General features: G+C 75.0%; 11 protein-coding genes and 1 pseudogene. 8 read left to right on the forward strand and 4 right to left on the reverse strand.

All coding sequences use genetic code 11. The features are described from left to right. Positions 1-136 precede the first annotated feature (136 nt). Complete coding sequence (locus DQ240_RS20895) at positions 137-1,279, forward strand: acetate kinase (RefSeq protein WP_158548833.1); 1,143 nt, start codon at positions 137-139, stop codon at positions 1,277-1,279. Between the two features lie 15 nt (positions 1,280-1,294). Here DQ240_RS20895 and DQ240_RS20900 read toward each other — a convergent pair whose 3' ends face one another. Then, the gene (locus DQ240_RS20900) at positions 1,295-2,287 is read right to left on the reverse strand and encodes an NAD(P)H nitroreductase (protein WP_113841646.1); all 993 of its coding nucleotides are present in this window, start codon (positions 2,285-2,287) and stop codon (positions 1,295-1,297) included. Between the two features lie 247 nt (positions 2,288-2,534). Here DQ240_RS20900 and DQ240_RS20905 point away from each other — a divergent pair, with 247 nt between their 5' ends. Both DQ240_RS20905 and DQ240_RS20910 read left to right on the forward strand, forming a co-directional pair. After that, positions 2,535-4,601: a bifunctional diguanylate cyclase/phosphodiesterase gene (locus tag DQ240_RS20905; protein ID WP_233498875.1), complete on the forward strand. Its 2,067-nt coding sequence runs from the start codon at positions 2,535-2,537 to the stop codon at positions 4,599-4,601. After that, positions 4,598-5,410 carry an HDOD domain-containing protein gene (locus DQ240_RS20910; RefSeq protein WP_113841648.1) on the forward strand — a complete coding sequence of 271 codons (813 nt, stop codon included), beginning with the start codon at positions 4,598-4,600 and terminating at the stop codon, positions 5,408-5,410. The genes DQ240_RS20905 and DQ240_RS20910 overlap by 4 nt, the downstream gene beginning before the upstream one ends. Positions 5,411-5,417: 7 nt before the next feature. Here DQ240_RS20910 and DQ240_RS20915 read toward each other — a convergent pair whose 3' ends face one another. From DQ240_RS20915 to DQ240_RS20925, 3 genes are all read right to left on the reverse strand, one after another. After that, on the reverse strand, positions 5,418-7,961 hold the full coding sequence (locus tag DQ240_RS20915) for an ABC transporter permease (protein WP_113841649.1): 2,544 nt from the start codon (positions 7,959-7,961) through the stop codon (positions 5,418-5,420). A gap of 1 nt (position 7,962) precedes the next feature. Beyond that, complete coding sequence (locus DQ240_RS20920) at positions 7,963-8,796, reverse strand: ABC transporter ATP-binding protein (RefSeq protein ID WP_113841650.1); 834 nt, start codon at positions 8,794-8,796, stop codon at positions 7,963-7,965. A gap of 110 nt (positions 8,797-8,906) precedes the next feature. Further along, on the reverse strand, positions 8,907-9,839 hold the full coding sequence (locus tag DQ240_RS20925; protein WP_158548836.1) for a universal stress protein: 933 nt from the start codon (positions 9,837-9,839) through the stop codon (positions 8,907-8,909). A gap of 152 nt (positions 9,840-9,991) precedes the next feature. Between DQ240_RS20925 and DQ240_RS20930 the strand changes: the two genes are divergently transcribed. From DQ240_RS20930 to DQ240_RS20950, 5 genes and pseudogenes are all read left to right on the forward strand, one after another. Next, complete coding sequence (locus tag DQ240_RS20930) at positions 9,992-10,477, forward strand: universal stress protein (RefSeq protein WP_113841652.1); 486 nt, start codon at positions 9,992-9,994, stop codon at positions 10,475-10,477. 22 nt (positions 10,478-10,499) lie between these two features. Next, positions 10,500-11,195, forward strand: a pseudogene (locus tag DQ240_RS20935) (NADPH-dependent F420 reductase); the annotation flags it as partial. A gap of 5 nt (positions 11,196-11,200) precedes the next feature. Beyond that, the gene (locus DQ240_RS20940; protein ID WP_113841654.1) at positions 11,201-12,163 is read left to right on the forward strand and encodes an MsnO8 family LLM class oxidoreductase; all 963 of its coding nucleotides are present in this window, start codon (positions 11,201-11,203) and stop codon (positions 12,161-12,163) included. 70 nt (positions 12,164-12,233) lie between these two features. After that, positions 12,234-12,704 carry a MarR family winged helix-turn-helix transcriptional regulator gene (locus tag DQ240_RS20945; protein ID WP_113841655.1) on the forward strand — a complete coding sequence of 157 codons (471 nt, stop codon included), beginning with the start codon at positions 12,234-12,236 and terminating at the stop codon, positions 12,702-12,704. Beyond that, positions 12,701-14,194 (forward strand): DHA2 family efflux MFS transporter permease subunit, encoded by a 1,494-nt coding sequence (locus DQ240_RS20950; protein ID WP_113841656.1) that lies wholly within the window; start codon positions 12,701-12,703, stop codon positions 14,192-14,194. Before DQ240_RS20945 ends, DQ240_RS20950 begins: the two co-directional genes overlap by 4 nt. Positions 14,195-14,209: the final 15 nt, after the last annotated feature.

Consider the following 14,209-nt stretch of genomic DNA (forward strand, 5'->3'; position numbering starts at 1 on the left):
CTCCGGAGCTCGTGGAATGGGTGCCTTCAGCAGCTCCACTCCACGTCCGGAGGTCCTCCCCGAACAAGATCAATCAGATCGTGTCGTCACACGTCCTCGACCAACGTCTCCGGTCAGTACAGCTAGCAGCGGTCCCGTGCCCACGATCCCGGCCGGTTCCCGGCGGCTGGTCCTGAGCCTCAACGCGGGGTCGACGTCGCTCAAGGCGGCGCTGCGCGACCCCGCGCTGCGGCTGCACGTCGACATCGCCGGCCTCGACCGTGACGAGGCGTCCGTGACCGTCGACGGCACCGGCGCTCCCGCCGAGCGAGCGCTGCTGCACGGCGGCTGGCCGGCCGCGGTCCCCGAGATCGCCGACGCCGTGGCACGGCGCGGACTGCGGCCGGCGCTCGTGGCGCACCGGATCGTGCACGGCAGCGCCCTGCTGCCGGCGGCCCGCCGGGCCGACGACGCCCTGCTGTCGCGGCTGCACGCCGAGGAGGCCCTCGATCCGCTGCACCTCCCGCGGCAGCTCGCCGTCGCCGAGGAGGCCCGGGCGTGCTGGCCCGACGCCGCGGTCGTGCTGGTCCCCGACGGCGGTTTCCACGCCCGCCTGCCCCACGAGGCCGTCGCCCTGCCGTTGCCGGCCGGGGCGCGGGCCGCGGGTCTGCGCCGCCGGGGCTCCCACGGACTGGCGGTGCAGAGCGTCGTGGACACGCTGCCCGGCATGGCATCGGGCGTCGTCGTGCACCTGGGCAGCGGGTGCAGCGTCACCGCCGTGGAGGGCGGCGCCCCACGGTCGACGACGACGACCCTCAGCCCCGCCGGCGGAGTGCCCTCGCTCACCCGCAGCGGCGACCTCGACCCCGAGGTCGTCCTCCGCCTGGTCGATGCCGACGGCGGATCGGTGGCCGGGGTGCGCGAGCTGCTCACCCGGCGGTCGGGCGTCGCGGGGTTGTCCGGCGGCCGTACCGACGTGCGGGAGCTGCTGGCCGCAGACGACGGCGCCGCCGACCTGGCGCTGCGGGTCTTCGTCCGGGACGTCGCGATGGCGGTGGCCGGCGCGGTGACCACGCTCGACGGGTGGGACACCCTCGTGTTCACCGGTGGCATCGGCGTCCACTCGGCCGAGATCCGGGAGCGGGTGTGCGCCCGGCTGCTGTCCCTGCGACCCGGGACGGCACGGCAGCCGGGCATCCCCAGCGAGCGCCTGGCCGCCACGGGGCTGCGGGTCCTGGCGGTCGCGGTGGACGAGGAGGCGGTCATGGACCGCCTCACCCGCGCGGCAGTCCCCGGCTGAGCCCGGACCCGGGGATCACCAGGAGGCGTCGAACGCGTCGATGGTCTCGTCGACCGGCCGGCGGCCGGTGGCGGGAACGGGCTCGGCACTCACCGGGGCCCAGCCCAGTCGCAGCAGCACCTGGGGTGCGCGTCCCGAGGGCAGGCAGTCGGCCGCGAGCCGGGCACGCGTCGCAGCGACCTCGAGCGGCTGGCTGATCGGATCGGTGGCCAGCCCGATGGCGGTCGCGGCGAGGAGGACCGCGCTGAGCGCCTCCCCGGCGCGCAGCCGGTCCACCGTCCCGTCGCCGTCGGTGGCGAGGACGGCGAGCAGGGTGCCGTCGGACTCGCCGCGGCCGAGTTCGTTCTGCGCCATCTCGCGGCCCGCGAAGTGCCGGACGGGCACGGCCGCGGTCGCGTCGCCGGGGACGTTGGCGGCCGGCACGCCGTCGGCCGAGCCCCGGGCCCGGCCGCTCCACAGCGCGACCTCCTGCGCGAGGCCGGGGGTGAGGGCCTGCTCGACGGCGGCTCGCTCGACCAGGCGCGCCACCTCCCACTGCCGGGCCGGGTCGAGCACCACCAGCGTGGCGCCCTCGTCGGCGGCGGCCCGTGCCAGGTCGGCGGTGAACTCGTCGGGGACCGGCCAGGTGGAGAACACGCGCCGGTCGCTGCGGCGGTGCTCGATGGCCTGGGCCAGGGCGAGGTCCTCGGCGGTCGGCGGTGCGGGGGAGAGCTCCACCGCGGCGAGGTGCTGCGGGTGCGCCGGGTCCGGCAGCCGGTGGATCCGGCCGGCCGACCCGGTGGCCCGCAGGGCCACCCGGAGGTGGTGCAGGGCGGCTCCGCAGCTGATCAGCAGGCCCCGGCCCTCGGGGTCGGTGGCGGGCAGGGCCCGAGCCGGGTCGGCGAAGAGGTGGATGCTCGAGGGCCCGATCCGCCAGCGCCAGGGCTGCGAGTTGTGCACCGAGGGAGCGCGGTTGGCCAGCGCGACGGCGGCGCGCGCGGTGCTGCGGTCGAGGTGGGTCGTCAGCACGGGTCCTCCCGGGGTGGGGCCGGCGGCGCCGGCGGTCGTGCCGAGCGTGCTGTGCGCGGCCCCCCGGCGGGCAGTGACGGAGGTCCCGTCCTGGGGGGCCTCCCGGCGCGGCGGGACGGAGCGGGGCTGCGGCGGCCGCAGCCTCCCCCGGAGGGAGGACCTGCGGTGGCGATCGCGTGACGGGTGACCAGTTGTGCGCTATTCAATGGTGCGCCGGAGTGAGCGTCGTCCACCGTGGGGAGGCAGCGTGCGGGAGAGCACCGAGAGCGCCCCGGCGTCCGCACGCCCTGCGGGAGCCGGCGCGGGGCACCCGCCGGCAGCGGAGTGCGCGGCGTTGCTCGTCGTCGACCGGGACGGCGCCGCGCCCCGGATCAGCTGGGTCAACGACGCCACGGCCCGGCTGCTCGGCCACCAGCCCGAGGAGCTGCGCGGGCTGGACCTCCGGGAGCTCGTGCCGACCCTCGACGGAGCCGACCTCGCCGCTCTGCTCAGCAGCGACCGGACCGCCCAGCTGACGACGTCCGTCCGCACCCGCAGCGGCACGGCCGTCGAGGCCGTCGTGGTCGCGATGCCGGAGCCCACGGGGGTGCGGTGGACCGTCCGCATCATCTCGACCACCACCGAGCTGGAACGGGCCCTGCGGGCGACGGCGGAAGCCCTCGAGCGGCGTTTCGCCGCCGTCACGGAGCGGTCGCCGGTGCCGCTGCTGCTCTCCGAGCAGGGGATGCGGCTGGCGCACGTGAACGACGCCTTCTGCGCGCTCGTCGGTGCGGCCCCCGAGCAGCTCCTCGGCACCGGGTGGCTGGACGTCGTCGACCCCGCGGACGTCGATGCCGTCGTGGACGCCGTCGCGGCGGTGCTCGACGGCGAGGACGGCGCGGTGCGGCTCGCGCTGCACCGGCTCGACGGCGGTGTCCGGAGCGCGGTGCTGCGGCTCAACCAGGTCGTGACGCCCGGCGCCGGGGTGGGCTTCGTGGGCACCGTCGAGGACGTCACCGACCGCCTCGCCTTCGAGGCCGAGCTGGCGCACCAGGCGCACCACGACCCGCTCACCGGCCTGCCCAACCGCGCCCGCCTGGCCCAGTGGGTGGACGAGCACTTCACCCCCGGCGCGGGGCGGCTCACCTGCCTGTTCCTCGACCTCGACGACTTCAAGGTGGTCAACGACTCCCTCGGGCACACCGCCGGGGACGAGCTGCTCGTGGAGGTCGCCGTGCGGCTGCGCACCGCGGTGCGACCCGGTGACCTGGTGACGCGTTTCGGCGGGGACGAGTTCGTCGTCGTCTGCGACGGGATGGACGAGCAGGAGGCCCTGGTGCTCGCCGGCCGGCTGGTCGGTGCCCTGGCCGCCCCGGTGCGGATCTCCGGGGTGGAGGTCCGGCCGAGCGCCAGCGTGGGGATCACCCTGCAGACGGCGGACCACGCCACGGCCGAGGACCTGATCCGTGATTGCGACATCGCCCTCTACCAGGCGAAGGCGGCGGGCAAGTCCCGGGTGGCCCTGCTGGACGAGCGGGGCCGCAGCGCCGCGCGGGCGAAGCTGGAGCTGGTCGCCGACCTGCGCGACGCGATCGACTCCAGCACCCTCGCCGTCTGGTACCAGCCCATCGTCGCCGCCGACGACGGGCGGGTGGTCGCCGTCGAGTCGCTGGCCCGGTGGCTGCACCCCGTGCAGGGCGTCATCTCCCCGGCCATGTTCGTGCCGTTGGCCGAGGACAGCGGTCTCATCTCCGCGCTGGGGCTGCACGTGCTGGAGGAGTCCTGCCGGCAGCTCGCGGAGTGGGACGCGGCCCTCGGGGACCGCAGCCCGCGCGGCATCCACGTCAACGTCTCCGCGATGCAGCTGGACGGGTTCCTGCCCGGACGCGTCGCCGAGGCCCTCGCGCGGCACGGACTGGCCGCGGAGCGGCTGTCGATCGAGCTCACCGAGTCGGCCCTCATGGCCGATCCGGCCGCCGCCCGGGCGGTCCTCCAGGAGCTGCGGGACATGGGGGTGCACCTGGCCATCGACGACTTCGGGACCGGCTACTCCTCCCTCGCCTACCTGCGGCACCTGCCCGTGGACTGCCTCAAGGTCGACCGCTCCTTCGTCTCCGAGCTGGCCACCGGCGGTGCCGGGATCGCGGCCGCCGTCATCGCGCTCGCCCGGACGCTCGGCCTGTCCACCGTGGCCGAGGGCGTGGAGACCCCGAGGCAGGCCGAGGAGCTCGCGGCCCTGGGCGTCACCTACCTGCAGGGTTACTTCCTGGGCCGCCCCATGACCGGTGCCGCGTGCGCCGCCTGGTTTCTCGACCGACAGGACGCCGACCGATGACCTCTCCGACCGCGGCACCGCTGGACATGGACAGGGTGCTGGCCTCCATCGACACCATGGCGGCGAACAAGCCGGTGGCCGCGCAGCTGGTCGCCATGACGACCGCCGACGACACCGGCGCCCGCGACATCGCGGACATCCTGGCCGGGGACCTCCCGCTGGCCGGCCGGGTGATGAAGCTGGCCAACTCCGCCTACTTCGGCATGCGGGGCAGGGTGAGCTCCCTGCAGTTCGCCGTCACCGTGGTGGGGTTCATGACCGTCCGGACGATGGCGACGGTCGCCCTCACCGACCTGGACGACGAGTCGCGCCTGCCCGAGGACTTCTGGCTGACCAGCACCCATCTGGCCCAGGCCGCGGCCACACTGGCGCCCCGCTTCGGCGAACGCCCACCGGACGCCCTCTGCCTGGGCATGCTCGCCCAGCTCGGGGCCGCGCTGCTGCACCACAACGATCCCGAGGGCTACGGCGAGCTCGTGGAGCGGCACCCCGCCGGACCCGGCCGGCGGCGGGCGGAACGCCAGCGGTACGGGATGCCCGCCCTCCGCCTCACCGCCGAGGCCCTCCGGCACTGGGGCTTCCCGGCACGCATGGTCACGGCCCTGGACCACGTCGACGACCTGGCGGCCCCGGAGGGTGCGCTGCTGCGGGTCGCCTTCGAGATCGCCGCCCGCCTGGGCTCCGACGCCCACGTCCCGGTCCCCGTCGGCCCGCTGTGCGCCGGCCTGCTGACCGAGGAACCGGTCCGCGTCGTCCTCGACCGCGTCCGCACCGAGGCGGAGAAGCTCCGGTCGGCCATCCTCGGCTGAGTCGGGGTCAGGCCCGCGCGATGGCGTCGAGCACCCGCAGCTTCGCCGCCCGGCGCGCGGGACCGACGGCGGCGAGCACCCCGATCACCGCGGCGACGAGCAGGAAGACGGCCAGCCGGCCCACCGGCACGGCGAGCTCGCTGATGCCCTGGTCGGCCAGCGCCCGGCTCAGCGCGACCCCGAAGAGGGTGCCGAGCACCAGGCCGAGCACCGCGCCGTACAGCGAGATCACGACCGCCTCCAGCCGCACCATCCGGCGCAGCTGGCTCCGTCCGAGCCCCACGGCGCGCAGCAGGCCGATCTCCCGGGTCCGTTCGATGACCGACATCGCGAGGGTGTTGACGATGCCGAGCGCGGCGATGACCACCGACAGCACGAGCATGGCGTTGATCAGCAGCAGCAGCTGGTCGACCTGCGCCTTCTGCTCCTCCCGGAACTCGCCCTGGTCCTTGAGGTCGACGACCGGATAGGCCGCGAGCGCCTCGTCCAGTGCCGGCCGGACGTCGTCCGGGCCCACGCCGCCGGCCAGGTCCACGTAGAGGAACCGGTCCTGGGGGGTGCCGCCGAGCGCGGTCAGGGTGTCGAGGGAGACCAGGGTCGACCCGACCACCTGGTTGGACTCGTAGACCCCGCCCAGGACGAGGTCCTGTTCCCGGCCGTCGACGCTCAGCGCCGGCACGGTGTCCCCGACCGCCCACCCGCGGTCCTGCGCGGTCTGCTCGTCCACCACCAGCCCGTCGCCGGCCAGCCCGTCGGCCGAGCCCTCGACCCAGGTCAGCTCGATGCTCCGCTCCAGGCCGGCCGGGTCGATGCCGGTGAGGAAGGACGTGCTGCCGTCGAGCTGGACCTGGCCGAACCGCACCCGCGTGACGTCGTCGACGCCGTCGGTGCTCGCGACGGCGGTGGCCACGTCGGGGCTGAACGGCAGCCCGACGGCGCTCGAGACGACGAACTGCGACCGCACCGACCCGGTGATGAGCGCGTCGACGCTCTTGTTCGTCGAGGCGCCGATGACGCTGAACGCGCTGACCAGGGCGAGCCCGATCATCAGCGCCGAGGCGGTGGCCGCGGTGCGGCGGGGGTTGCGCAGCGCGTTCTCCCGGGCCAGCCGTCCCGTCGTCCCCCAGATCCGCGGCAGCGCCGCGCCCACGACCCGCAGGAAGGGCCGGGCCAGCACCGGGCTCAAGGCCGTGGCGCCGAGGATCAGCAGGAGGGCGCCCAGGCCCACCAGCGACGCGGCGTTCCCGCCGTCGTCCACCAGGGTCCCGCCGGCCAGTGCCGCGGCTCCGACGGTGGTCAGCACGGCACCCACGGCCGTGCGGCGGCGCAGGCTGCGCTCGCCGGTGACGACGTCGTCGCGCATCGCGGCGACCGGCGGGGTCCGGGCCGCTCGGCGCGCCGGCACGTACGCCGCGAGCACCGTCACCACGATGCCCACGACGTAGCACCACAGCACGGTGTCGGCGGCGAACACCAGGTTCCCGTCCAGCGTCAGCCCGAAGGAGCCGAACAGCGCCCGCAGCCCGGCGGCGATGCCGTAGCCGGCGGCCAGGCCGACGGTGGAGCCGAGGACGCCGAGCACGAGGGCCTCGCCCAGCACGGAGCGGGTCACCTGGGCCCGGCTGGCACCGAGCGCGCGCAGCAGCGCGAGCTCCTGGGTGCGCTGGGCGACCAGCATCGAGAACGTGTTGACGATGATGAAGGCGCCGACGAACAGCGCGACGCCGGCGAAGACGAGCAGGAAGACGTTGAAGAACGACAGCGCCTCGGCGAAGTCCGTGGCCAGGGTGTCGGCCTGCTCGGTGGCCGTCTTGACGTCGTAGTCGTCACCGATGGCGGCGGCCACCCGCTCGGCGAGGGCGTCGTCGTCCACGCCGTCGGCGGCCGCGACGCCGATGCCGGTGAGCTGACCGGGGGCGGTCAGCAGCTCCTGCGCGGTCTCCGTGTCGAACGCCGTCAGCGTGGCGCCGGCCAGGCCGCCGGAGTCACCGAAGCGGAAGGTGCCGACGAGCTCGGCCTCGATCCGCGGACCGGGCGTGAGCAGCGGGATGGTGTCGCCGACCCGGTAGCCGGTCTCCTCGGCGGCGTTCGTGTCGATCGCGACCTCGCCGGGGCCGGCCGGCGCACGCCCCTCGACGAGCGTGTTGGGCGAGACCGAACGCTCGAGGTTCCAGTTGATGCCCAGGCCCGGCGCGCCGCCGGTGTCGAGCACCTCGCCGTCCCGGTCGAGGATGTAGACACCCTCGGCCTGCACGTAGCCCTCGACAGCCGCGACGCCGTCGACGTCGGCGATCTCGTCGACCAGCTCCTCGGGGACGTAGCTGGCCGTGCCGCCCGCGCCGGTGCCGGCCAGCCCCTGGTCGAACGCGGCCGCGCGGGCGACGTTGACGTCGGCCGAGGTGCTGCGGAACAGGTCGTTGAAGGTCTTGCTGAGGGTGTCGGTGAAGATCAGCGTCCCGCCGACGAAGGCGACGCCCAGCACGATCGCCAGTCCGGACAGCAGGAGGCGCACCTTGTGCGCCAGCAGGTTCCGCCAGGTGGTGCGCCACACGTCAGTGCGTCCCCGCCGTCGTGCGGTCCGCGGCGGGCCCGGTGGGCGGGGCAGCGGGCGGGGCGGCGGCGGTCTCCGGCTCGAAGGCCTTCATCCGCTCCAGGACCCGCTCGGGGGTCGGCTCGAGCATCTCGTCGACGATCCGGCCGTCGGCCAGGAAGAGCACCCGGTCGGCGTAGCTCGCGGCCATCGGGTCGTGGGTGACCATGACGATCGTCTGGCCGAGCTCGTGCACCGAGCGGCGCAGGAAGGCCAGGATGTCCGCGCCCGCGCGGGAGTCGAGGTTCCCGGTCGGCTCGTCGGCGAAGACGATCTCCGGTCGGCCGGCCAGCGCGCGGGCGCAGGCGACCCGCTGCTGCTGCCCGCCGGAGAGCTCGCTGGGCCGGTGGGCCAGCCGGGGACGCAGGCCGACGGTGTCGACCACGAGGTCCAGCCAGGCCTGGTCGGGCTTCCGGCCGGCGATGTCCATGGGCAGCGTGATGTTCTCCAGGGCGGTCAGCGTGGGCAGCAGGTTGAACGCCTGGAACACGAAGCCGACCTGGTCGCGGCGCAGCGCGGTGAGCCGCTTGTCGTCGAGCGTGCTGAGGTCGGTGTCGCCGATGAAGGCGTGCCCCGCGGTCACCGAGTCCAGCCCGGCCATGCAGTGCATGAGCGTCGACTTGCCCGAGCCGGACGGCCCCATGATCGCGGTGAACCGGCCGCGGTCGAAGTCGACGTCGACGGAGTCGAGCGCGACGACGCGGGTGTCGCCCTCGCCGAAGACCTTCGTCAGGCCGCGGCCCCGGGCGGCGGGGACGTCGGCGTGCGGGGGGCCGGGCTGCGGCGCGGAACTCACGGGGAGGACTCCTGAGGTCGGGGGAGGGTGCCCTGGACTCCGGCCGACGCTAGAGATCGCCGGCCGCGGGAGCCAGGGACTTTCGCTGCCGGCGGATCCGCCGGTCGGCCCTATGCCGGCGCCGGCCCGTCGGCCGCCTGCTCGGGCAGCGGCACGACCGCCACCGGACAGGGCGCGCGGTGCAGCACCCCGTGCGTGGTGGACCCGAGCCGGGGGAGCAGCCGGCGCGGCCGGTGCCCCAGGACGAGCAGCGACGCCCCGGTACCGGCCTCCCGGAGGGCGGGCACCGTGCGGTCCCGGACGACGAGCTCACGGATCTCGAGATCCGGGGTGCGCTCCCGCACCGGGGCGACGAGGTCGGCGAGCTCCTGGCGGGTCCCGGCCTCCACCTCCGCCCAGTCGACCAGGCCGCCGTACGGGCCGAGGGCGACTTCGACGGCGACGTCCCGCCACGCGTGCACGACGTCCAGGCGGGCGCCGCGGCCCGCGGCCTCCGCGGCGGCGAAGGCGAGCACCTCCTCCTGGCCGGGCAGGCCGTCGACCGCCGCGACCACCGGGCCGTGGTCGGGTCCGGCCGGCTCCGCGCCGCCGGGCAGGGCGATCACCGGGCACCGCGCGTGCTGGACCACCCCACCGGCGGTGGAGCCCAGCAGGAGGCCGGGCAGCCCGGAGGCGCCGGTCGCGCCGATCACCACGAGCTCCGCCTCGGCCGACAGCGCCACCAGGCCGTCGACCGGGTGGTCGTCGACGACCCCCGCCGTCACGTCGTCCCAGCCGGTCTCGTCCCGGACCGTGGCGGCCGCGGCCTCCACCAGGCGGGTGGCGCTGCGCAGGAACTCCGCGGCGATGTCGGGCGAGGTGAGGGGCAGCGCGTCGTCGCCGGTGGCCCACGGCGTCACGTGCACCACCAGCAGGGGCAGGCGCCGGCGGCGGGCCAGACCGGCGGCGTACACGGCGGCGCGCACGGAGGGCTCGGAGCCGTCGACGCCGACGACGACGCGGCCGGCCGCGGACGGGCGGGAGGAGGGAGCAGCGCTGGTCACGCCGACATCCTGACCCGCCGCCGCCCCGACCAGCGAGGACCGGCGCCCAGGTCGGGACCGAGGTCCCGACGCTCGGCCCCTTGGTCCCTGCCCGCTGCTCCTGCCACCGGGAATCGTGGTCGGGGGGAGACCACCGGGTGCGAGGAGCGGGGATGACGCACGTCTGCGAGGTGCTGGCCGTCGACGGCGGGGTGCTGGTCGGGCACGACGGATCGCCCGACGCCCGCGAGGCGCTGTGCTGGGCGGCCGGGCTGGCCGGCCGCGCGGGGCTGGCGCTGCAGGTCGTCCGGTCCTGGGCGATCACGACGGCGCCGCGGCCACGCACCTGGGAGCCGGGCTACGTCCCGCCGCTGAGCGACTTCGAGGACGCCGTCCACGAGAGGCTGCGGGCCGACGTCGCGGCCGCCGGCCTCGACCCCGCGGTGGTCGTGCACACCCACGTGGTGCACGGCCCGGCGGCCGCCTCGCTGATCGCCGCCGCGGAGAACGCGGACCTGCTCGTGGTCGGCGCCCGGGGCCGCGGCGGGTTCGCGGGCCTGCGGCTCGGGTCGGTCAGCGACCAGTGCGTGCACCACGCCCCCTGCCCGGTGACCGTGGTCCGCCACGGCACGGGCCGGGTCATGGCAGGCCGGGAATGACCGCGGGGCGCCGGGCCTTGCGCCCGGCATGACGACCCTCGGACTCATCGGCAGTGGTCACATCGGCGGCACCGTCGCCCGGCTCGCGGTCGACGCGGGCCACGACGTGGTGCTCAGCAACAGCCGGGGGCCGGAGACCCTCGCCGACCTCGTGGCGCAGCTCGGCCCGCGCGCGCGGGCGGCCACCCCGGCCGAGGCGGCGGCGGCCGGCGACCTCGTCGTCGTCAGCGTCCCGCTGAAGGCCTACCGCCAGGTGCCGGTCGAGCCGCTGCGCGGCAAGGTCGTGATCGACACGAACAACTACTACCCCGAGCGCGACGGGCACGTCGCCGAGCTCGACGACGAGTCGACGACGGTCAGCGAGCTGCTGCAGGCGCACCTGCCCCAGTCCCGGGTGGTGAAGGCGTTCAACAACATCTCCTCCGAGCACCTGCGCACCCTGACCCGCCCCGCCGGCGCCCCCGACCGCTCGGTCCTGGCCATCGCCGGCGACGACCCCACCGCCAAGCAGGTCGTGTCCGGGTTCCTCGACTCGATCGGGTACGACGCCTACGACGTCGGGCCCCTCGCCGAGGGCTGGCGCTACCAGCGCGACACCGCCGCGTACGGGGCTCCCTACGTCCGCCCCGGCGACGACTTCCCCGGCCCGGGCCACCCGGCCACCGCGGAGCTCATGGCCGAGAAGCTCGCCGCGGCCGTGCGCTACCGGGACATGTAGCCCGCGTGAGGCTCTCCCTGCTCGACCGCTCCCGCACCCGCGCCGGCTCCCCGGAGGGCGCGGCGCTGGGGCACACGGTCGAGCGGGCGGTCGCGGCCGAGCGGCTGGGCTACGCCCGGTTCTGGGTGGCCGAGCACCACGGCGTCCCCGGCATCGCGTCCGGGGCGCCGGCGGTCCTGCTGGCGGCCATCGGAGCGCGGACGGCGACGATCCGGCTCGGCTCGGGCGGGGTGATGCTGCCCAACCACCAGCCGCTGGTCGTCGCCGAGCAGTTCCTGATGCTGGCCGGGCTGTACCCGGGCCGGGTCGACCTCGGCCTGGGCCGCTCGCTGGGCTTCACCCCTCCCGTGCGGCGGGCCCTGCGCCGCACCGGTGACGAGGACAGCTTCGCCGACGACCTCGTCGAGCTGCGCGCCTACCTGGAGCGGACGGCGCCGGTGACCGCCCACCCGGTGGTGGCTGAGCCGGTCCCGCTGTCGGTGCTCGCCACCGGGCGGGGGATCGAGGTCGCCGCCCGGCTCGGGCTGCCGGTGGTGCTCGGCGGCCCGGTGCTCGCCTCGCCGGAGCTCGGGGACGTGCTGGCGCGGTACCGCCAGGACTTCCGCCCGCACCGGGACAGCCGGCCGCACGTCACCGTCTCGCTCGACGTGCTGGTCGCCGACACCGACGCCGAGGCCCGCGAGCTGGCGCTGCCCGAGGTGTGGGCGATGGTCCGTTCGCGGCGTACCGGCGTGTTCGACGTCCTGGAGCCGGTGGCCGCGATCCGCGGCCGGCGCTGGGACGACCAGGACGCCGAGCGGGTGGAGCGCGGCCTGGACGCCGTGACCGCCGGCAGCCCGGCGACGGTGCGCCGCCGCCTAGAGCAGCTCGCCGCGCACACCGCCGCCGACGAGCTGCTGGCCAGCGGCGCCACCTTCGACCGCGCCGCGCTCGCGGCGTCTGACGCCGCCCTGGCCGCCCTGTGTTGACGGGGATTTCATTGTGAGTTGGCAAACAGTGCGCTGACGCAAAGGTTGCACGGCCGATAGCATCTCCGCCGTGTCCGACCCGTCCGACGACCTCTACGACGTCCTCGTCGACTTCCTCACGCGGTTGATGAACGCCAGCGAGGCCGACGGGCTGGACGCGCTGGTGGAGAGCGACCTGTCGTTCTCCCAGGCGCGCACGCTGTTCGTGCTCACCAAGTCCGCCGAGCCGATGCCCATCCACGCCATCGCCGAGGCCCTCGGGCTCTCGGTGGCGGCGGCGGGCCGCAACGTCGACCAGCTCCTGCGCCTGGGGATGGTCGAGCGGCGCGAGAGCGTGAGCGACCGGCGGGTCAAGCTCGTGTCGCTCGCGCCGACCGGCGAGCGGCTCACGGCACAGCACCTCGAGGCCAAGCGCACCTCGCTCAAGGCGTTCACCGACGCCCTCGCCCCGGAGCACCGCAGCCAGCTGCACCGGGCGCTGACCGACATCCTCGCGGGCGGCGTCCTCCGCCCGCGGCCCGACCAGGAGAAGTGCCTGTGACCACCCCCGCACCACCGGCTCAGCAGGCGTACCCCGAGAAGATCGACGGGCCGGTCCTCAAGATCGCCGGTGTCGTCGTCCTCGGCGCGATCATGTCGATCCTCGACATCACGGTCGTCAGCGTCGCCCTGCCGGCCTTCCAGTCCGAGTTCGACGCCAGCTACGCCACGGTCGCCTGGACCATGACGGCCTACACGCTGGCGCTGGCGACCGTCATCCCGCTCACCGGCTGGGCCGCCGACCGCTTCGGCACCAAGCGCCTCTACCTGACGGCGCTGTTCCTCTTCACCGCCGGCTCGGTGCTGTGCGCGGCGGCCGGCTCCATCGAGATGCTCGTCGCCTTCCGGGTCCTGCAGGGCCTCGGCGGCGGCATGCTCGCGCCGCTGGGCATGACGATCCTGACCCGCGCGGCGGGCCCGGACCGCATCGGCCGGCTCATGGCCGTGCTCGGCATCCCCATGCTGCTGGGCCCGATCTCCGGCCCGATCCTCGGCGGCTGGCTGATCGACGTCGCCTCGTGGCACTGGATCTTCCTGATCAACCTGCCGATCGGCCTCGCCGCCCTGGTCTTCTCGCAGCTCGTGCTGCCGAAGGACGAGCCGAGCACGACCGAGCCGTTCGACGTCATCGGCATGCTGCTGCTCTCGCCCGGTCTCGCGCTGTTCTTGTTCGGCGTCTCCTCGATCGCCGAGGGCGGCGAGGAGGGCGCCTCCTTCGGCCCGCGGGTCTGGGTGTCGGCCACCGTCGGCGCGCTGCTGATCCTCGCGTTCGTCCTGCACGCGCTGCGGACCACCAAGCCGCTGATCGACCTGCGGCTGTTCCGCAACCGCCGGCTGACGATCGCGACCGTGGCGATGTTCGTGTTCGTCATCGCCTTCATGGGCGCGGGCCTGCTGTTCCCGTCGTACTTCCTGCAGGTCCGCGGCGAGACGACGCTGATGGCCGGTCTGCTGATCGCCCCGCAGGGCCTGGGCGCGATGGTGACGATGCCGCTGGCCGGTGTCCTCGCCGACCGGGTGCCGATCGGGCGCACGGTGCCCGTCGCGCTCCTCGTCATGGCCGCCGGGTTCTTCGCCTTCACGCAGGTCGGCGCGGACACGTCCTACTGGGTCCTGTGCGGGTCGCTGTTCGTGATGGGCCTGGGCATGGGCGGCACGATGATGCCGATCATGACCTCGGCGCTGAAGTCGCTGAGCAACGCGGAGGTCGCCCGCGGCTCGACGCTGGTCAACATCGTCCAGCAGATCGGTGGGTCCATCGGCACCGCCGTCCTGTCGGTGGTGCTGACCAACCAGCTCACGGCGACGCCGTCCGGTCCGGTCGACCCGCAGGAGTTCGTGGCCGACGGGTTCGCGACGACGTTCACCGTCGCGTTCGTCCTGATCCTGCTCGCGCTGATCCCGGTGGCCTTCCTCCCGCGGAAGAAGGAGGAGTCGCACCTCCTCGACAGCGAGGACGGTGCGGTCGCGGCCCCGGTGCTCATGCACTGACCCGCTCCCGCTCCA

The sequence above is a fragment of the Blastococcus sp. TF02A-26 genome (genome assembly GCF_003319125.1).
In the GTDB taxonomy this organism is placed as follows: domain Bacteria; phylum Actinomycetota; class Actinomycetes; order Mycobacteriales; family Geodermatophilaceae; genus Trujillonella.

Excerpts from the sequence above, each read along its gene's own strand:
- DQ240_RS20910 (WP_113841648.1), top strand. The coding sequence starts at position 4,598 with ATGACCTCTCCGACCGCGGCACCGCTGGACATGGACAGGGTGCTGGCC.
- DQ240_RS20930 (WP_113841652.1), top strand. The coding sequence starts at position 9,992 with ATGACGCACGTCTGCGAGGTGCTGGCCGTCGACGGCGGGGTGCTGGTC.